Genomic DNA, 21,819 nt, shown 5'->3' with positions numbered 1-21,819 from the left:
GTGATCGCGTCGCGCCCTTCCCGAAGCAGCGCCGAAAACGCCTCGATCGTCGCCGCGCCCGGGTAGCGGCCTTCAACCGCGATGATCGCGATGCCGTCGATCTCCGGGTTCCGCCGCTCGCCGCCGGACGTGGCGGAAAGTCGGACCGAAGCCGGCTCTTGTTCACTTGGCGCGCTTCGCGGCCTGTACGATGCCGGGGCCACACCCCGCGCGATCAGCTCATCCGCCAGCTGGCCGATTGTCGGAACCTCGAACAGGATCGTCTGGGGCAACGGTCCGAAGATCTCCTCGAGCGCTTCGACGATCTCCAGTGCCGAAACGGAATCCACGCCGAACCGGTCGATCGTGTCGTCCATGCCCAGCTTGTCCTGCGGAATGCCGAGGCAGCGCGAGAAACACGACCTGATCAGGGCGACCAGCTCATCGCGGTCCGCGGGCAAAGCTTCGGGTTCGGACCGCCTGACTTCGTCAACCCGCCGCGCGGCCGGTGTCGGTCGCAGCAATGGATCGGGACGGACCGGCTGCAAGATCCGGCGCAGCCGGTCCCGATCGCCTTCCAGAACCAGAACCTGGTCTTCGTTTCCGGCCAGCACTGCCTCCAGCGCGGCAAGTCCCGGCCCTGTTTCCAGCGGCCGCACGCCCGCTTCGCGCTCCATGGCTTCCATGGTGCGCGCATCCATCTTCATCCCGCCCTCACGCCAGTAGGGCCAGTCGATGGAGACGGTCCTGCCCTGGCGTGTCCCGGCCCCGACCCGGGTATTTCTTTCCAGGGCATAGCGGTCAAGGAACGCATTTGCCGCTGCATAATCGGACTGGCCCGGATTTCCGAGCGCCCCCGCAGCCGAGGCGAACAGCACGAAGAATTCAAGCGCTCGGTCGCCCAGTGCATCGTCGAGAACGCGCAACCCTGTCACCTTGGGTGCAAGCACCTCGCGCAGCGTTGCGTCATCCTTGTTGAGGAGCAATCCGTCGCGGGTCAGCCCAGCGCCATGTATGACGCCCGTGAGCTGCCCATCCGTCCGTTCGATTTCCTCAAGGAGCGCCATGACCCCCGCCGGATCGGTCACGTCGACCTGCCGGTACCGGATCCGGGCCCCCAGGGCTTCGACTTCGGCGAGACGTTCGGTTACCTCACCCGTCATGAGGGAGCGGCCGGTCAGCCAGAGCCGCGGACGATTGCCGGTTTCCGCAATATGCCGCGCCACACTGAGGCCAATCCCCCCTGCCCCGCCGGTCAGAAGATAGACACCGTTTTCCTTCCAGGGCGACCAGCCGGCCGGGACCGCGGGATCAAGGTCCCGCCAGCGCCGGACATGGCGCCGGCCGTCGCAATATCGGATCATCTCCCGGTCGCGCGCATGCGCCGCGTCGGCCGTAAGATTGCCGGCAAGAGCCTCGCGCGTCCCCTTGACCGCGATCAGCTGACAGGAGAGCTTGCTCTGCTCCAGGGCGGCACAACGCAGCATTCCGCCGAGACCTTCAAGCAGCCCATCGCCGCCGTCGCCGGGAACCACAACCTGCAGCACCCGGTTCTGAGCCCTCTGGACGCCGGGCTTCTTGAGGAGGTCAAGCAGCTTGGACGCATGGAATTCGTAGCGCTTGTCGATCGGGCCGGAGGAGCCATCGAGTTGCACGACCTCGGCGCCCGTATCCCTCAAGGCATCGGCAAGCTCCCGGTCCTTGGCAAGGTCGCCGCAAAGCACGACGGTGCGAAAGCTCGCGGCAGCCGGTTCCGAGCCTGGATCCGGCTGCTCCTGCCAAAGGGGCGCGAACAACATGGGCAGCGGGGCCTGCGGGCGAGCCGCATGTTCGGCCAGCATCTCGAGCTCGGGCAGCCAGCAATAGTCTTCGGCAAAGGGATAGGTCGGCAGGCTGACCGGTCTCGGCTTCGGTCCCGGGCGCAATTCCGGCCAATCGATCCGGGCACCGCGCACCCACTCCCCGGCAAGGATCTCCAACGGCAGCGTGTGGTCCGGCGCGGCACGTTCGCGAGCAGAGGTGCCGCGGTAAACGCCTGCAGCGTCCGTCTCGCCGGCAAGTACACGATCGAGCCTTGCGGCAAGATCCGCCTTGCCTTCTGCGACAATCGCCAGCCTTTCTTCAAAGGCCTCCCGGCCCTCCTGAAGCACGTATGCCGCCGACGGCAGTTGCGTTTCCTCCAGGTTGTCCAGTGCGGCCCGGAAACGTGCGACCAGGACCTCCAGGCGGCAGGCATCGCGGGCGGAGAACGGATAGATCGCCGGGCCGGGAGCCTGACGGTTCTGGACCTCGTCAACATACTCGGCAACGACGAAATGCGCGTTCGACCCGCCTGCCCCGAAGGACGAAAGCCCTGCGATCCGCGGGCCTTCGTCCCGCTGCCAGTCATCGAGCCGCTGTTGAACCCGGAAGGGCGTCGCCGCGAAATCGATGTTCGGATTGAGGTGCTGCGAATGGAGCGAAGGCACCAGGCGGCCATGCTTCAACTGAAGAAGGATTTTCGTCAGTCCGGCTATGCCCGCCGCACTCTCCGCGTGGCCGATATTCGATTTTACCGAACCGATGGCGACGGTTTGATCGCCATCCCGTCCATTGCCGAAAACCTTCGAGAGCGATGCGATTTCGATCGGATCGCCAAGGCTGGTTCCCGTTCCATGGGCTTCGACATAACTGATGTCCCCGGCGGAAACGCCGGATCGCCGCAGGGCCTTTTCGATGACGGCGGCCTGCGCGCCCGGATTGGGCACGGTGTAGCCGTTGGTTTTGCCGCCGTGATTGAGCGCGGATCCGAGGATCACGCCATGGATCCTGTCGCCGTCGGCTTCTGCCCGACTCAGCGGTTTCAGGAGAACCGCACCAACGCCCTCGGCCGGCACGTAGCCGTCGCCGCCTTCGCCAAAGCTCTCGCAGCGCCCCTTGGACGACAGGAACCGGCTCTGCGACAGGGCAAGATACTTATTGGGATGGGGGGTGAGATTGACGCCGCCGGCAAGCGCCACGGAACAGTCGCCGGTCCGCAGGCTTTCGCAGGCGAGGTGAATGGCCGTCAGCGATGACGAGCACATTGAATCGACCGCGATGCTCGGCCCGTGGAAATTAAGGAAGTAGGAAACCCTGTTGGCGATCGACGCCGGACTCCCCGGGATCGCAAGTGGTTGCCCCAGAGCGCTTCGCTCCGCGCCGTAGAGCTGGTATTCCTCCCACATCACGCCTGCGAAGACGCCGACATCGCCGCCGGCCAGCCCGTCCCTGCCGGGCGCCACCGTCGCGCGGGTGTAGCCGGCATCTTCCAGCACTTCCCACGCGCACTGCAGGAAAAGCCGCTCCTGGGGATCCATGAACTGCGCGTCGCGCGGGGCAATGTTAAAGAACATCGGGTCGAAGCGGTCATGCCCCTCGATGAAGCCGCCCCACTTGCTGGTCGTCTTGCCTGCCTTGCGCTCCGGATCGAAATAGAGACTGTGGTCCCACCGGCCGGCGGGTATTTCGGTGATGTTGTCACGGCCGCCGGCGAGGTTCTGCCAGAACTCGTGGAGCGTCCGCGCCCCCGGATAGCGGCCCCCCAAACCGATGATGGCAACCGGCTCCTCCGTGCCCGGTTTCTGCGCTTTTTGCACAACGGCCGCCCGGGACGGCACAGCGCCGCGAGGCTCGTTCTCCGCCGCACCAAGCAGCCCGGCGAGCCGTGCCGCATGGGCATTGAGAAAATGATCGACGAGCGCGCCGAGGGTCTGGTGCTCGAAGAACAGGGTTTTCGACAACGGTCCGAAATCGCGTTCCAGTTCGTCGGTCAAGCGGGTGATGAGGATGGAATCGATGCCGTAGTCTTCCAGCGGAGCCGAAAGCGTGATGGCGGCGGCGTCAATCAGGGTTTCGCGCGCCACCAGAGCGGCGAAATAGCGCTCCGTCGCCTCTCGCAGAGACGGCGTTCTTGCCGGGAGCGTCTCCGCAGGGGTGTCAGGCTTCGGCCCCGTCTGCTTCAAGAGCCGCAGGGTGAACCCCTCGATACGGACGAGGACCCGGCCGGCTCCGTCGGCAAGATCGATGTCCAGCTTGCGAATGCCGCCGGCGACCTTGCGTGCCTGCAGATGGGCCCACATCGTCTCGGTGGTCAAACCGAAAACAGACATCCTGTCAATGCCATAGGGAAGCGCAAGGACCTCCTCTCCGTCGCCGGCAAACAGCGCCAGAGCGGAATGGAAGGCGGCGTCGACGATAACGGGATGCAGGCCGTAGGTCCCCCCGGCACGCCGGGCGGCTTCAGGAAGGCGCAGCCGGGCCAGAACTGTGTTCTTTCCGGATTTCAACCCGGTAACCGCGCGAAAGGCCGGGCCATAATCGATGCCAAGCGAGGCATAGCAGGCATAAAGCCAGTCCGGATCGTGTTCCCTGTCGCAAGCCCGGGCCAGATCATCAAGCGCCAGATGAGGCGGCGGCTCCGGCAGGTCTGTCGTGCGGACTTCTGCACGCATGTATTCGTTGCTGACCTGCCCGGGCTGAACCATGCTCACGGACCAGGCGTCGTCCCCGGTTTGTTTCAATGGCAGCAGGACATCTGCCTGCCGGGTTTCAAGTTCCACCGGCCGGCGCCAGGATATGTTCGAGAATGCCAGCGGCTGTCCGTGCGACCCGGTTTTCACCTCGACTGCCTTGCGCGCAAATTCAATGCTCATGGCGCCCGGCAGGATGCTCCAGCCGTTGATCCGGTGATCCTGCAGATAGAAGTCCCCGGCATCGAGCCGTACCGAAAGATCCGCTTCGCCGGAAACGTTTGCGGGGCGTTCGCCCACTGCGGAGATCCTCCGGCTGTTATGGATGTCCCGGGCAAAGGGATAGGTGGGCAGCCTCAGGCGCCGGTGCGGCCGGGTCGCAAAGCTGAGCCAGTCCACCGATCCGCCATCGACCCAATGGCGAGCGATTTCAGTCAGGCCCGCGGACCGTGACAGCGTGCCTTCGCTCCGGGTCGCTTCTGCCGTGGTCCAGAGCCCGGACGCCGTTCCTTCCGACAGATACGTCTTCAGGATTCCGGCCAGCTCTTCGACACTGCCGGCAACGATCGCCAGGCGCTCGCGGAGCGCGGCGCGGCCGACCTGGAGCGTGTGGGCCAGATCTGCCGGGTCCAGATCCCGGGCGCGGTCCCTCTCAAGGAAATCGAGAAGGTTGGTGACTATTTCTGCCAGGCGTTCCTTGTCCCGTGCAGATATGACAAAGAGGAACGGTCCCACGGAGCTGTCGGCCGATGCAGGCGGTTCCGGCCGGTATTCTTCCAGCACCGAATGCGCATTGACCCCGCCGAATCCGAAGCTGCTGACCCCGGCCCGCAGGGGCAGGGCAAAACCCTTGCCGTCGGTGACCGGTGTCCAGGCCGAAGCTTCGCGAACGATCCGGAACGGTGTGCCTTCCAGATCGATGAAGGGGTTGATTTCGCTGCAATGAAGGCTCGGGGCGAGGCGCCGGTGCTCGAACTGCTTCAAGACCTTGATGACGCCGGCAACACCTGCAGCGAGCTCCAGATGGCCGATATTGGTCTTGACCGATCCGAGAGCGATGCCCTCGCCGGTCAGCTCGTGTCCGGTTCCGCAGAAGGAGGAGAACGCGGATTTCAGGGCATTGATCTCGACCGGATCTCCGAGAGCCGTTCCGGTGCCATGGGCTTCGATATAGCCGACGGTCCGCGGGTCGATACCCGCCTTGCCATAGGCAGCTTTCAGCAGTTCCGCCTGCGCCTGGGTGTTGGGCGCCGTCAGGGAATTGGCATGACCGCCGTGATTGATCGCCGTGGAGAGCACGGTGGCGAGGATCGGATCGCCATCCCGCTGCGCGTCCGAGCGGCGGCGCAGGAACAGCATTCCAACGCCTTCGCCGCGCACATAACCGTTCGCTGCGGCGGAAAAGGTCTTGCAGCGCCCGTCCGGCGACAGCATTCCGGCCTTGGCAAAATTGATATGCGCGTCCGGCGTGACGATCGTGTTCACGCCGCCGACCAGGGCCATGTCGCAGTCGCCGGCCTCGATCGCCTGCACCGCCCTATGCAGGGCGACCAGCGAGCTCGAGCAGGCCGTTTCGACGGGCTCGCTCGGACCGTGCAGATCGAGGAAATAGCTGATCCGGTTCGGGCCGACGGAGGGAACGGAGCCGGTTGCGACGTAGCCTTCGCCGCCCGCATCGTCCTCGACGGCATCGCTGTAACCGCTCGAGGACGTTCCAACGAACACGCCAACCTTCCGGCCGGCAAGGCTTTTCGGCGAGTGGCCGGCATCCTCGATGGCCTTCCAGGCATGGATCAGCATCAACCGTTGCTGCGGATCCATGAGCTTGGCTTCGCGCGGCGAGATATTGAAGAACAACGGATCGAACTCGAAGACGCCGTCCGTGAAGCCGCCCCAATGGATGTCCGTCTTGCCGGGCTGGAGCTTCGGGTCGCCGTCGACGGCCCGCCAGTCCCAACGATCTTCCGGGATCCGGGAGATGCAGTCGCGCCCGGCAATCAGGTTGCTCCAGAATTCGTCCGTATCCCGGGCCATCGGAAATGCACCGCTCTGGCCGACGATGACGACAGGATCTCCTCCCCCGCGCTCTCCTTGTTCGGGACCAGCATCGAAAGCTGCCGGGAACGCAGGGCTATCGTCCGGTATTGCAGCACTCCCGTCATTCCAGGAAGCGGCTGCCGCGCCGGACGTTTCACCGTCCAGACCAAGCTGTCCGTCGCTGAGGTCGCCTGCGATATGCTCGCCCAGCCGGGCAAGTGTCGCGAATTCGAAAAAATCGGCGGGGGTCAGGGAGAGGCCAAGCTCGGCGTTGATGCGCGAGGCAAAGGCGGTCATCGTGATGGAATCGAAGCCGAAGTCGCCAAGTTCGGCGTCGACGTCAAGCACTTCCGGCTCGACCTCCAACGTGCGCGCGGCAATTTCCGTGACAAGTGCAAGCGCCCTCGCCTGCCGGTCCGCTGTACGCACCGGTTGGCTGCCGGATGGTTCGTTCCCGGACGCGGCAGGCCGGACGGTAAAGTCCCGCAGGCTGATCGCCACCTTGCCGCTGTCGTCACAGATATCGATGGAAGCGCCGCCGATCCCCGGGCGGATAATCGCCCACATTCGGGGCTCCGTTTCGGCGAAAACCTGGACGCTGCGCACCGAATAGGGCAGAGCCAGCCCGTCGGAGCGCTCGTCCTCCAGTCCCAGGACCGCCTGCAGGGCACCATCGAGAATGGCAGGGTTCAGCTTCGGCGTGCGGTCCGCGGCGGCAGGCAGCTCGAGCCTTGCGAGGACTGTTTCCGCCCCTTTCCAGAGGCCGGTGACCGCCCGTTGCGCCGGACCGTATTGCAGCCCCATATCCGCAAAGCGCCGGTAGAGGGCTTCAACATCGACTTCCTGACCTGCCGCCTTTCTCGCGCCCTCAAGATCGGCTTGCGGGGCCGCGACGTGCTTCAAGAGCCGCGCGACGCCCCGGGCAATGTGCCGCCGGCCGCCGGATGCGGTGACCGCATATTGCAGGTCGCCCGACCCGCCCCGATCAAGGCTCACCTCGATGCGCTCCGGACCGCTTTCGACCGGCAGCGGTTCGGTCCAGCTGTGTCCGATCAGCTCGAAGCCGCCTGTGCCTTCGCCTTGCCGCGACAGCGCCGCGCGCACGAGTTCGAAGCACATGACGCCGGGCAGCACCCTGGCGCCGAGGACGAGATGATCCCGCACGAAGCTTTCCGATCCGTCGAGCGACAGTTCATAGCCGGGTACCTGCTGTTGCCGGGAAGCAGCAGGTGGGGCTGCCTTGCCGACCCAGTAGGACGTCCTGGCGAAGGGATAGCCGGGGAGCGCAATGCGCCTGCCGGGGCGAGCCTTGCGGATAGATGTCCAGTCGACGGAGAACCCGCCGACCCAGAGTGCAAGCAGATCATCCGCCCGCCCCCTGTCGGCAAGGCTCGACGCGGCTTCACGCAGGGGCCCGTCCGTTGCCAGAACCGAAGTGGCCTTGCGGTTCGCCGCGAGCCGTCCGGTATGGACGGGCGAACCGGCGTTACCCTGGATAAATGCTCCAAGCCTGTCGCGGATCTCGTCCTTCGACGCAGCCAGGAAGCCGAGGCGGAACTCCATTGGCTCGCGGGCGACCTGCAGGGTGTGGGCGATATCGCACAGCTCTGCCGCCCGGCCCGGGCCGGACAGGAAAGCCTCCAGGAGAACGGCGCTCTCCGTCAGCTGGCTTTCGGATCTGGCGGAAAGGACGATCAGCTCCGGAGACGAGACCAGCACAGGTGCGCGCTCGTTCTCGCCGGTGGCGGCATATTCCTCCAGCACAACATGGGCGTTGCTGCCGCCGAACCCAAAACTGCTGACTCCCGCCCGCAGGGGCAGCGCCCTGCTCTCGATGTCCAGCGGGCGCTGCCACGCGCTGGCGTGCCGGGCGACACGGAACGGGCTTCTCTCCAGCTTCAGATGCGGGTTCAGTACCTCTGAATGCAGGCTTGCGGCGATTTCGCCGTGGCGCATCTGAAGCAGGACCTTGATCAGCCCGGCAACACCGGCGGCCAGTTCCAGGTGGCCGATATTGGACTTGACCGATCCGAGCGTGCAGACTTGGTCCGGCGCCGGTCCGTGGTCCGCCTCGGCCTGCCGGGCCAGATCCGTGAAGGCCGCCGTCAGGGCTTCCACCTCGATCGGATCGCCGAGCGGCGTCCCGGTGCCGTGCGCTTCGATGTAACTGACCGTGCGCGGATCAAAGCCGGCGCGGGCATAAGCCGTGCGCAGCAGGTCCGCCTGGGCCCTGGGGTTGGGCGCGGTCAGCGACGCGGCATGGCCGCCATGGTTCTCCGCGCTGGCTCGAATGACGGCCAGGATCCGGTCTCCGTCCCGCTCGGCATCGGCGAGCGGCTTCAAGAACACCAGCCCGACGCCCTCGCCGCGCGCATATCCGTCCGCATTTGCCGAGAACGGTTTGCACTTGCCGCCCGGCGAAAGCATCCCGGCCTTGGAGAAGCCCACGAAGGCTTCCGGATTGAGCAGAGCATTGATGCCACCCGCGATGGCAGCCGTGCAATGCCCGGACCGGATGGCTTCGACGGCGCGGTGAATGGCGATCAACGCGCTGGAACAGGCCGTTTCGACGGCAATGCTCGGTCCGTGGAAATCATAATAGTAGCTGATCCGGTTCGGTCCGAGCGAAGGCGCGAGACCGGCCATTGCGTAGCCTTCGATGGCACTCCCGGAGCCGGCGACCAGACGGGCGTAACCCGTATCGGCGGTGCCGATGAAAACACCGGTCTGCGATCCCTTGAGGGACGCGGGCGCATAGCCGGCATCTTCCATCAGCCGCCAGGCCTGTGTCAGCAGCAGCCGTTGCTGGGGATCCATCATCCGCGCTTCGGGAGCGGATATGCCGAAGAACGGCGCGTCGAATTCCGCCATGCCTTCGATGAAGCCACCCCATTTGACGTTTCCGCGTCCCGGCTCCGACAGCGGATCGCCCCAGTAGTCGCGCCAGTCCCACCGATCCGGCGGGATCTCCTCGATACAGTCCCGCCCCTGTCGCAGCACCTCCCAGAAGGCGGCGACATCCGGCGCGCCGGGGAAACAACAGCTCATGCCGATGATCGCGATTGCCCCGTCCGCTCGTTGCTCCGAAGCCGCCTCCCGGCGCGGCGCCGCCGGAGCAACGGCACTACGATCGTCCGCCTGCGTCTCCAGGGCTCGTGGAGCCTCAAGCTCCCCGCCCCGCTCATCGGCCGGTTCGGGCGCAATCCCGAGCGCTGCGACCATCGCCTCCGGCCACTCGCTGCCCAGATGCTCCGCCAGCCCTCCCAGGGTCGGGTATTCGAAGAAAAGTGTCGGGGTGATTTCGAGGTCGAACCGGTCGTTCAGCCGGTTTGCGAACTGGGTGAAACCGATGGAGTCGAACCCGTATTCGGCAAGTTCCTCGTCCGGGTCGAGATCGTCAGGCGATACCTTGAGCTGGGCGCCCGTCTCCTCGGTCAGGCATGCAAGCACCCGCCTGCGGAGGTTCTCCGCATTGACGGACGGGCGCATTCGCGCCGTGTCGGCCTCTGCCGATGGGGCCGACACGCGCGCCTCGAACGTGCCGGCAACGAAGTCGCGGATCTTCGCCGTATTTCCGGCGGCAATCAGGACACGCGCGGCGGTGTCGTTCAGCGCTCCATGGAAGGCTTCGAGACCGGTCCGCGTTTCCAGCGGGACGAGCCCCGTGGACCGGCGCATGAGATTCTGCTGCGCCGCATCGAGCCCCATGCCGCCCTCCCGCCACAGCGGCCAGGCGATCGAGACGGTCCGGCCCCGGCAAAGTCCGTTCCGGCGGCGCTGTTCGCGGTCCTCGGCAAAGCCGTCGAGGAAGGCGTTGGCCGCCGCATAATCGGCCTGCCCCGCATTGCCGACGATGCCGGAGATCGAAGAGAACAGGACAAGGAAATCCAGCGGCGCGTCGGCGATCGCCTTGTCGAGCGCGACGGCCCCTGTCACCTTCGGACCAAGGACGGTACCGAGCTGGTCCGGCGTCTTGCCGGCCAAGGCGCCGTCCTGGACGACACCGGCAGCATGGATGACCCCGTCCAGGCCGCCATGTTCTTCGCGGATGGCGGCGACCATCGCCGTGAGGGCGTTTTCGTCCGCCAGATCGACAAATCTATGATGAAGACCGGGCGTCTCCTCTATCCAGGCCGCAAGTTCGGGGCTGGGTGCGTTGCGGCTTGCAAGGACCACGGTCGCATTCGGCTGGCGCTCCAGGATGTCGGACGCGAGCAACCGGCCGAGTTTGCCGGTCCCGCCGGTAATCAGATAGACACCCTCCGGCCGCCACGGAGGGTCGACCTTTTCAGGACCTGCGCCCGTCTGCTGCCAGACCTCGGCGGCCAGTCCGTCCGGGCGCAGCCTGAGCAGCGCTCCGGAGGCAGCCATTGCCGCCTGGCGCAAAGTCCCGGCCAGTTCATTTTCCGGGACTTCTTCGCTCAGGAATAGAACCTGACCAGTGATTTTCGGATGTTCCCGGGAGATGCTGCGCAGCATGGCGGCGAGACCGCCAAGCGGCAAATCGCGCGCTTGGGGGCCAAACACCAATTGGATGAGGCCCGAGCCGTCCTTGAGCAGATCCTGCGCAACCGCCATCAGTTGTCGCGCGAGGTGCGCGTAACGCTCGGCGAGGGACGCATCCGGATTGTCGTCAAGCCGCCGGCATTCCCATCCCGCAAGACCGGAACTCAGTTTTTGAAGGTCGATCTCGGGTGAGACCACAAGAACGATCTTCCTGCGCCCATCCTCGACGGCCGGCGCGGTCGGCAGCGGTTTCCAGACAGGTTTGAAACGGAGAATGTCCTGATTGCCGGACCTTGCCAGAAGCCGCGTCGCAAAGCCCGACAGCGCCACCCTGACGCTGCCATTGTCGGCGACAAGATCGATATCCATCTTGCGCTGGCTGGCGCTGCCGCTCGTCTGCTGGCGCACATGTGCCCACATCTGCGCCTTGCAGGGACCTGAAACCTCAACCGTGTCGATGGAAAACGGCAAGGCCGTCTGCCCTGATCCGTCGTCCTTCGGCACGAGACCGATCGCGGCCTGGAGCGCGCCGTCGAGAAGGCTCGGATGAAGCTGGAAATCATCCTGGGACTTCAACAGATCATCCGGCAGTTCGATGCGCGCAAGCACTTCGCCGCCATTTTCCGCCTCCGACAAGACGGACAGTTTTGTCAGGACCCGGTGGGCGGGTCCATAGGCCAGCCCCATGGCGTCAAAGACGCTGTAGATGTCAGCAGAATCCAGGTGGCGGGCCGGTGCGGATTGGAGAGACGCCAGATCGGCGGTCCTGCCTTTGGACTGTTCGCCAGAGCTGACACGCATCTGCGCGTGAACGATCCGCTCGCCCGAGCCCGGCCGGCTTGAAATCTCGATCCGCGCACCGCCCTCCGGCGTTCGGCTGAATTCGCAGGTCACATCGACCGGCGCGTCGACGGCGAGCGGCGTCATCCAGACCACCTGCCGCAGAACCGGACGGACGAACCCCTCCTCTTCGGCCGCTCGCCGGGCAAGCTCCAGATAGGCAACGCCCGGCAAGGTCGGCCTGCCCGCGACCCTGTGGTCGGCAAGGAAGTGTTCCGCTCCCGTGAATCTCACCTGATAGCAGCCATCTCCTTGCCGAACGGGCCGCAGAGATATCGCTTTCACCGGCGCGCACATGGCATCTTCGGGCAGCCAGAAGCGCTTGCGCTGGAACGCATAGCCCGGCAGGGACACTCTGCGCGGGCGGATGTCGCCGTAAAGCGCCAGCCAGTCGACGTCATCGCCGGCGGCCCAACGGGCGGCAACGGTTTCCGCAGGAACCGTGCTGGGGTCCAGCGGGTCCTTTCGCTCGCGCCGACCCGCGGGGACTTCGCCGACGGCCGCGCGGGTTTCGTCTCCTGCAAGAAAGGCATCGATCCGCTCCACCAGCTCGCCGGTATCGGCAGCGACAAAGGCCACGCGGTGGCGCATGGCGTCCCGTCCGGTCTGCAGCGTATAGGCGAATTCCGCCAACCCGGTGCTCCCGGCAACCTCTCTCAGCCAGGCAATCATGTCGTTGAGCGCAGCTTTCGACCTGGCCGAAACCGGCACGACGACTGGCTGCGGAAGAGGTGCGGATGGCGTCTCTCTTCCTTGCGGATAGTCCTCGATCACCAGATGCACATTGGCGCCGCCTGCGCCAAAGGAACTGAGACCGGCGCGGCGCGGCTGCCTCACGCCGTCGACCACCGGCTGGTCCCACGGCTCTGCGTCCTGCAGCAGGAAGAACAGACCGCCCTCCAGTTCCAGAAGCGGGTTGGGATCGGCGCAGTGCAGCGTGCGGTAGCGGGTGCGACTGCGTATGGCGAGAAGCACCTTGATCAGCCCCGCAACGCCTGCCGCCGTTTCGGCATGCCCGATGTTGGATTTCACCGAGCCGAGGCCGATGGTCGCCGCCTCGGGTATCTCAATGCCGCGATCCTTGAAAAGCTCCGTAAAGGCCAGCCGAAGTCCCTCGACCTCGATCGGGTCCCCGAGCGGCGTTCCCGTTCCGTGGCACTCGATCAGTCCGATGCTGCGCGGGTCGACGCCCGCCTGCCGGTGAGCCTCGATGATCAGCCGCGCCTGGGCCTTCGGGTTGGGAGCGGTAAGCGAGGTCGCCCCGCCGCCATGGTGCTCGGCGGACCCCCGGATTACGCCGAGAATGGGATCGCCGTCGCGCTCGGCGAGATCCAGTCGTTTCAAAAGCACCGCGCCGACGCCGTCCGCCCGGGCATAGCCATTGGCCTGGCTGGAAAAGGTCTTGCAGCGGCCGTCCGGCGTGATCATGCCCACCTTGGAGAACATGATGTGCTGGGTCGGCGACAGCATCAGGTTGGAGCCGCCCGCGATGGCCATTTCGCAGCCCTCGTGGCGAATGCTCATGACCGCCCGGTGGACGGCGACCAGCGAACTGGAGCAGGCGGTGTCGATCACTTCGCTCGGCCCGTGGATGTCCAGGAGGAAAGACAGGCGGTTCGGGCAGAAGGCATGGCCGATCCCCGTCAGCTGCTGCGCCTCCATGATCCCGGCCTGGTTGACCATATTGGTGTAGTCGAGCAGGTTGATGCCGAGGAACAGGCCGATCTTCTTGCCTGAAAGCGATCCCGGCGCATGACCGGCCCGTTCGATCAGGTGCCACACGCATTCCATAAACAGCCGGTGCTGAGGATCCATCAGCTCGGCCTCGCGCGGCGAGATGTTGAAGAAGGCGGCGTCGAACCGGTCCACGTCCGGGACGAAGCCGCCATATTTCACATCCGTGAAGGAACCCTTTTTCGGATCGCCATGAACGGATCGCCAGTCCCAGCGGTCGCCCGGTATTTCCTCGATGCAATCGTCGCCCGCCGCCAGATGGGCCTCGAAGGTGTCGAGATCCGGGCTTTGCGGAAACATGCCCTCCATGGAGATGATGGCAATCGGGACGGCGGCCGGGGCCGTGTCGGAAACGGCGGCGGGCGATGCCGGCTTCTGCCTTCCCGGCGTCTTCGCGGCCGGTTTTCTCGAGCCTGCCGCGGCTTTCATGTGCCGGGCGATCCAGCTGACTTCCAGGTTTTGTGCGGGGGCCGGGATTTCCCGGCGGTCTTCGTTCTGATCCGGCAGTGCGGCAGGTTCTGGCACGTCGGGTTCGCCGGTTTCCGCAGCATCGGCCTTCGCGTAGTGACCGGTGATCGCGGCGCCATGGCGGGCAAAGAGGATCGCGCTCAGGTCCTCGACATGCCTGGCCTCGAAGAACGTGGTCGGAGCAACGGAAATGCCGAAGTGCCTGGAAATCTGCACCATGACTTCGGTAATGGCGATGGAATCGATGCCGAGATTGGCGAGGTTCTCCTGCGGATCGAGCTGGTCCTCGGGCATGCGCAGGGCAGCGGCGGCGATCTTCCAGACGTCGCGCGCCAGCCGGTCTTCGGCGGAGAGCTCCGTTTCGCCTGCGGCGGCGCCCTTTAGGCTCCGGGCGTCCTGGCGTTCCGCATCAAGGCGCAAACGGGCCCGCTCGACAAGTTCCTTGTCGATAAGTCCCGCCATGCGGTCGCGCAGATCGCCGCCGCCTCCGGAAGTCATTCCGCCGGCTCCTCCTGTTTGACTGGCGCATTCTCGGCCAGCATATCCCGGTAGCGCCGCATATGGCCAAGCAGTTTCCAGAGATCCGCTTCCCACTGATGGCGGTAGGACTCGATGAAATAGGCCTGGCCGAGATCCGGCGTGTCGGCTGTCTTCGCCTTCAGGAAACGCTCAAGGCCCGATGTCCTGCCGAAAAAGGCTCTCGCATAGTTCAGCACGAACAGGCCCTGCGTCTTCAGGCCGTCGCCAAGGCCGCCCGCGGCGTTGATGAAGCCCATGAACAGGATGTTGTCATGGTTTCTCGGCGTGGAATGCAGGAAGAGATCCGGGATGTCCCCCTTCCATTCCAGAAGGCTGTTATCGAGGAACGGAAAGTCCCGCCGGTAGCCCGTCGCATAGAGCACGGTATCGACCTCTGCGGAACTGCCGTCCTGGAAATGCACCGTCTTGCCTTCAAATCGCTCGACATCACCCTTGGGCGCGATGTCGCCATGGCCGATATGGTAGAGCAGCAGCGAGTTCATCACCGGATGGGCGGCGTCGAGCGGATAATCCGGGCGGGGTAAGCCGTAGTCGGTGCCGTCATAGCCCGCGAACTTGAAGACCTCGGCGATATAGGCGAGCGTTTCCTCCCGGGTGCCGAACTTGTTGCCGAGCTCCATCATCCATTGCGGTGTCGGTTTGCCGTTGATGAATTTCGGCTGGTAATAGTAACCACGCCGGGTGCTGTGCAGAACCTCATCGGCCGCCCGCACGGCATCGACCGCGATGTCGCAACCCGAATTGCCGCCGCCGACCACCAGGACGCGCTGACCGGACAGCTGATCGGCCGACTTGTAGTCGCGGGCATGCAGCACCTTGCCGCCAAACGCCCCGGGATAGGCCGGCTCGGGGTAGCGCGGCACGCGCTGCAGGCCGTTGCAGACCACCACTAGCTCATAGTGGGCGTCGTGGCCCGCGCTGGTCCTCAGCCGCCAGCCCTCGCCTTCCGGTGCCAGTTCCTCCACCGCGGCATTGAAATGCGTCCGCTCGTAAAGACCGAATGCCCTGGCGTATGAGCGGATATAGGCCAGCATCTGACGATGATTGGGATAGGTCGGATAGTCTTCCGGCATCGGGAAGTCCGGCACCTGCGTGTTGAATTTCGGCGAAATGAGGTGGAGCGATCTGTATGTCCGCCCGCTTTCGGCTTCCGCATTCCAGACGCCGCCGAAATCCGCCTCCGCTTCGAAGATCTCGACCGGTATGCCGCCCTCGATGAGTTCGCGCGCAACGCCGATGCCGGTCGGTCCGCCGCCGATAATCGCAACGGTTTTCTGCCTGGAGTTCATGAACGGGCCTCCTCGCCGGAACCGAAGACGATCTCCCGGCTCTGCTCCTGTCTTGCCAGCCTGACGCCGTCCAGACGCAGGCATTCGCGCCCATCCTCATTGAAGAGCCCGACATTCAGCGTGCTTGATCCTTCACCGCGCGCAGTCTCCGATATCCTGACCAGAACCTTGTCCCCCACCGGTGCAAAGCTTCGGATCGCCTCAAGGCTGAGCGGGAAGGCCAGCGCATTGGCCGGTCCCGCATCAGCGACCCAGCCCGCAAAGCGGAAGGTCGTCAGACGCCAGACGGTGTCCAGCACGTATGGATCGAACACCATGCCATGCCGGTCCTTGTCGGGCCCAGGTGGCGGTGCCAGACGCGCAAGCAGCACATCTCCATCCCGGTGAACGGCGGTGACCGCTGCCATCTCCGGGGCGGACTGGCCGGAATGGACGGCGCAGCGCTCCGCAAAAGCGCGGAATGTCTGCGAGACGTCGTGCCCCGATAGCGCCCCGGCGGAAGCGTCGAACCTGCCGCCCTCCCCCGGCTCAGGTCCGACGGACCCCAGATGGCACGGCGCATCCTCTTCACCGTCCGCCTCGAGGCGGTAGAGCAGGCCTTCCGGATCGGCCATGGCCGTGATCCGAATATCGCGCGGCTTGCCGTTGATCCTGACGGGCCGCCCCCACAGAAGCTGTTCGAGGGCGCGCACGGGTATTCCGGAGAGCCGTTCCAGGGCGGCCCTTGCCAACTCGGGCAGTAACAGGCCGGTGACCAGTCGCTCCTCTCCGCTCGTGTGGGTGGTGAGATAGGGTTCGTCTCCCCGCAGACGCACGGTCAAGCTGCCGAATTCGCCGTCCGAGGGAAGGGAGGAAAGGATCCGGTTTTCTGGCCGGACCACCGGGGCGACGGGCAATGCGGTTTTCACGACGGGAGCCTGGACCCAATAGCGGGTCTTGGCAAACGGATATCCGGGAATGTGGATGCGCCGCGCGGTTGCCTGCGGCCAGGCAACATCAAGCCCCTTGGCCCAAAGCCCGGCGGCCTTGTCCATCCGGGCCGGATTGCCCGACCGGAGCCAGTTCCCGATCAGGGCCGTTGCCTCGTCATCCGTACCGAAAACCGCCACGGCGTTCGGGTCTCTCGAAGACTGGTGAACGCCCGGGACCGGACTTCCGGCAACCACCGAGGCCAGTTTGCGCAGGAGATCGCCCCGGCCTTCGAAGACAAAGGCAAGACGCTCGCTGAAGCCGGGCCGGCCATGCTGGAGCGTTGCGGCGAGCGCCGCAAGGTCGAGATCCGGCTCGCAGCTCACGAACCGCTCCATGGCTGCGGCATAGTCGGAGAGGCGACCGGCATCGCGTGCGGACAGCGTGAACACCAGGGGCTCTTGGGCCGGTGCGACGGCGTGCCGGGGGGTCGCGTATTCCTCCAGAACGACGTGGGCGTTGGTGCCGCTGAACCCGAAGGAGCTGACGCCGGCGCGGCGCGGCGTGCCGGACGGTTTCTGCCAGTCCTGCAGGGACCGGCTGACAACGAAGGGAGTGCGGTCGAACGGAATGTGGCTGTTGAGGCTTTCCACGTTGATGGATGGCGGGATCTGGCGGTGCGCGAGGGCGAGCATCGCCTTCAGCGCTCCGGCGATCCCGGCGGAGGCAAGCAGATGACCGACATTGCTCTTCACCGAGCCGATGGCACAGGGCGTCGCCGGCGAAACGCCGCTGAACGCATCCGTCAGTCCCTCTACTTCGATCGGGTCTCCGAGCGCCGTTCCCGTTCCATGGCATTCGACCAGGCCGATGGTCGTCGGGTCGATGCCGAACCGCTGGTGGACCTCCCTGACAAGTGCGGTCTGGGCCTGCGGATTGGGCGCCGTGATGCCATTGGTGCGGCCGTCCTGGTTGACGCCCCAGCCACGGATGACCGCGTGGACGGGATCGCCGTCGCGCTCGGCATCGGACAGGCGTTTCAGGAGGACGGCACCGACGCCTTCCCCGGGAACAAAACCGTTGGCACGCTCGTCAAAGGAGAAGCAGCGGCCATCGGCGGACAGCATGCCGACCTTCGCCGTGTCGATGAACATGTCCGGCCCGACCAGTACGCAGGCGCCACCGGCAAGGGCCATGTCGCAGTTGCCGGTCAGCAGGCTTTCGCAGGCCTGTGCCAGCGCGACGAGGGAGCTGGAGCAAGCCGTATCGATCGAAAGGCATGGCCCGCGCAGATCGAGCAGATAGGAAATGCGCGCGGCGAGGATCGAACCGGAACTGCCCAGCAGGCTGTAGGTGTTGCGCTCCTCGATGAGATCCTGGTAGCCGCTCGGTCCTGAGGAAACATAGACGCCGCAACGGCTTCCGGAGAGCCTCAGCGGATCGATCCCGGCATCCTCGATGGCATGCCAGGCAGTTTCCAGGAAGAGACGCTGCTGCGGGTCCATCAGCTCCGCCTCGCGCGGCGTGATGTTGAAGAAGCGGGCATCGAAAGCGTCGGCTTCGTCCAGCGCGCCCATCCACTTGCAATAGGTCTTGCCCGGGGCCTGGGGATCGGGATCGTAGTAGCGCTCAACATCCCACCGGGAGGCCGGCACTTCATCGATACAGTCCCGGCCGGAGCGGATGTTCTCCCAGAATTCGCCCAGGGACCCCGCCTTGGGAAACTTTCCCGCCGCCCCGATGATCGCGATGGCTTCTGCCGTGTTTTGTCCGGAAGCCGGCTCCGGTGCCGACGGCGCGGCGACGTGGTTTCCTGCGGGACGGACCGGATTGCTCTCCCTTGCAGGTTCCACAGGTGTCGCGTCGCCTGTCTGCCCCGCGATGTGATCCACCAATGCGCCGACGGTCGGATGGGCGTAGACGGCGGTCGCGGCAAGATTGATGGCGAATTTCCGATTGAGAGTGCGGATCCAGGTCACGGCGAGAATGGAATCCAGCCCCAGCTCAAGGAAGCTGTTGCCGTCATGGATGTCCGCCGTGTCGATCATCAGATCCTGCGCCAGCGATGCCACGATCTGCGCCCTGAGCACCTCCGTTCCGGCTTTCTTTTCCGGAAGCGCGGGCTGTGCCGCAACCGCTTCGGTCGATGTCGTTCCGGGGTCGACCGGCTTCGCCAGCTGCGCGACATGAGCGGCCAGCGCGCCGACCGTCGGATGCGCATAGACCGCCGTTGCGGGCAGGTCGATGTTGAACTTCCGGTTCAGATTGCGGATCCAGGTCACGGCCAGAATGGAATCGAGACCCAGGTCCAGGAAACTGTCGCCCTCTCGGATATCCGCCACATCGATCATCAGGTCGTCGGCCAGCGAGGAGATGACCTGCCTGCGGATCGCGTCGCTTGCGGCAGGTTTTGCTTCCGCCGCAGGCCGCTCCGTGCCGAACCTGTCGGCGATCCGGTCGCGCACCGTGTCGTTGCCGACGAAGGTCTTCTCATGCATGGCGAGCTCCCTGCTCAGAACCGCATCGAGATGCGACCGCAAAGGGGTCGCGAGGGCCGACTTCAATGCCAGAAGTTCATCGCGCGGTTGTTCTGCAAGCCTGTGTGCCGCGGCCAGCGCGGCGGGCAACACATCGCGTGCGGGCATCACAGCAAGATCGGGCGACCGCTCTCCCAGCTCCCGGCCGCGATATTCGCGCGCGGTGAACAGCACTTCCCGGCCGAGGGGATCGCGGAGCCGGTGCGGGAAGATCATCGTGGCACCGGCTCCGGGGGTGAAGCCGTACCACAGATAGTTGCTGTGATAGATGCCTTCGGCCGCGAAGATCGCCCGGTCGCAATACATGCCAAGCGACCAGCCCGCGCCGATACCGTGCCCCTGCATGGCTGCGATCACGGGCAGCGGACAGGTCAGGGGCAGCGAATAGATCCGCCGGTCCGTGAACCGCCCCTCACCGCGCTGCAACTCCGACAGGCCGTCCGCTGTGCCGCCGCAGGCGAAATAGGACGCATGACCGGTCAAGACGACGACCCTGGTCTCTCTCAGCTCGCTGATCCTTGCGAACGCTTCCTCAAGCCCGTCCATGAAGGCGGGCGTGAACATGTTCCGCCCGTCCCGCTCGTTCATGGTCAGGACGACGACGCCATCCTCATGGAGGTCCAGTTCCATGACCGGCGTCTTGAGGGCGAGCCTGCGCGGTTCACCGAAACGAGCCGCCTGCGGCGCCAGGTCAAGGCTGAGTTCCGCCGGTTTCAGATCTCTCAAGAGCCTTGGCAGATCCCGGCGCATATGCGCTTTCAGGAGTACCAGCGCCTCGCGCGGCGCCTTGGCGATCTGCGCGGCGAGCTCCATCGCAGCAGCGGTCTGCCGGCCTTCCTGAACCGGTATTGCGCCTGCCGGACGACCTCTCTCGTCCGCCGTTTCGGAGGCAACCACGAAATCCGCCGAACTGGCTAACCCGCATGCAGATACCGGCAGATCTGCACCAGCAGAAACAACCACGGGCAGCGCACAGTTTCTGAGCGCCTCCGGCTCAAGCTCGGCCCAGGCGTGATCGGGGCTCACCGCGTCGAGCGAAATGACGATGGCCCGGACGGTCTCGTCCCGTCCCGCAGCCGCAAGCGCGCCGGCCAGTTCGCCGGCAAGGCCGCCGTCCATGGGCCCGGCAAGTTTCAGCGTCCGGACACCGTCCCCATCGGGCTCAAGGCTCAGGCTGCCTTTGCGCACGACCGGTTCCCGCGCTTGCAGCGGCAGCAGGCGGACCTTGTGAGAGCGGACGACATTGCGCCGTGCAACGAAGGTCGTCATGGCGGCAGGCGCGGCGAGCGTGACCTTCCCGCGGGGCGCTGTGACACCTGCTCCGGATTCGCCTTGCGCCAACGCCTTTTCCTGCTCGCGCGGCTGCTCGATCCGCCTTTCCTCCGGCCGGGAAGGACCGACCCAGTAGCTCTTGCGCGCAAACGGATAGGCCGGAAGCGGCACTCTTCTGCGGGGTGTCGCAAAAAGATCATTCGGATCAAGACGCTGGTCCGACAGGTAGGCCCGTCCAAGCTGTGCCAGGGCCGAAGCTCTCTCGGGCTCGTTGAGGCCGGTGGCACGCAGGCGAAGGTCTCCACTGTCAGCCTCGGCGCCCGCCGTCACCTGTCCGGTTTCGACACCGCTCGCCGCTTTCCCGGCAAGCCAGGCCCTCAGCGCCGCCTGCAGTTCGCCGAGTTCCCCGGCGACGACGGCCAGCCTGCAGGCGAGATGGCGGCGCCCCGCGATCAAGGTGAAGGCGACGTCTTCGGCATGCAGGTCCGGCCGTTTGTCCAGATGATCGATCAGCCGTTCGGCCTGATTGCGGAGCTGCTCTTGCGTGCGCGCCGACAGCACAAACAGCTGCCCACGCTCCGGCTCCCGCAGGGTTTGCGTTTCCGGAGCTTCCTCGATCACGACATGGGCGTTGGTACCGCTGAACCCGAACGAACTGATCGCCGCACGGCGTCTCGACCCTGAGCGCGGCGGCCACGCTACAGTCCCGCCGTTGATGCTGAACGGTCCACCGGCGAAATCGATTGCCGGATTGCCGCCCGCAAAATGCAGCGTTGGGGGGATCGCGCGGTGCTGCAGGCCGAGGAGCACCTTTGCAAGGCCCGCGATCCCGGCCGCGGTGGTGGCATGGCCGATGTTCGACTTCACGGAACCGAGATAGATGGGGCCGTCCTTCGGGTCCGCGCCGGAAAAGGCACGCACCAAGGCCGCGTGCTCGATCGGATCCCCGAGGGCGGTTCCCGTTCCGTGGGCTTCCACTAAGCCGATGGTTGCCGGATCGATGCCGGCCGCCTGATAGACCTCCCGGATCAATCGTTCCTGGGATGTCGCGCTCGGCGCGGTGATGCCGTTGGTGGTGCCGTCCTGGTTGGTCCCGCTTGCCGCTATCACGCCAAGGATCGTGTCGCCGTCGGCGCGTGCGTCGGCAAGTGGCCGCAGGAGAACGGCCCCGACGGCTTCACCTGGAACGATACCGTCCGCCCCCTTGCCGAAGGCGGC

At 65.4% G+C, this 21,819-nt stretch carries 3 protein-coding genes (2 of these 3 only partly in view); all 3 read right to left on the bottom strand.

The window, feature by feature from the left end:
- Tightly spaced (each overlapping or abutting the next), the 3 genes in view from ON753_RS26140 to ON753_RS26130 form a layout consistent with a single transcriptional unit that may run on beyond the window.
- Window positions 1-14,552: the 5' portion of an SDR family NAD(P)-dependent oxidoreductase gene (locus tag ON753_RS26140; RefSeq protein ID WP_265966933.1), read on the bottom strand. 628 nt of this gene lie to the left of the window's left edge; the window shows 14,552 of its 15,180 coding nt (coding positions 1-14,552); the start codon lies at window positions 14,550-14,552; its stop codon lies off the left edge, out of view.
- Window positions 14,549-15,883 (bottom strand): flavin-containing monooxygenase, encoded by a 1,335-nt coding sequence (locus ON753_RS26135; RefSeq protein ID WP_265966932.1) that lies wholly within the window; start codon window positions 15,881-15,883, stop codon window positions 14,549-14,551. Before ON753_RS26135 ends, ON753_RS26140 begins: the two co-directional genes overlap by 4 nt.
- Window positions 15,880-21,819, bottom strand: partial view of an SDR family NAD(P)-dependent oxidoreductase gene (locus ON753_RS26130; protein ID WP_265966931.1) — the end only. Its footprint extends 14,805 nt past the window's final position; 5,940 of the gene's 20,745 nt are visible here — the last part of the coding sequence; the start codon falls outside the window, past its right edge — the gene reads right to left on this strand; the stop codon is at window positions 15,880-15,882. The genes ON753_RS26135 and ON753_RS26130 overlap by 4 nt, the downstream gene beginning before the upstream one ends.

The sequence above is a fragment of the Roseibium salinum genome, assembly GCF_026240905.1.
GTDB lineage: Bacteria > Pseudomonadota > Alphaproteobacteria > Rhizobiales > Stappiaceae > Roseibium > Roseibium salinum.
Note: the sequence above shows the minus strand (reverse complement) of the source record. Positions and strands in the feature narration are given on the sequence as shown.

Excerpts from the sequence above, each read along its gene's own strand:
- ON753_RS26135 (WP_265966932.1), bottom strand. The coding sequence starts at position 15,883 with ATGAACTCCAGGCAGAAAACCGTTGCGATTATCGGCGGCGGACCGACC.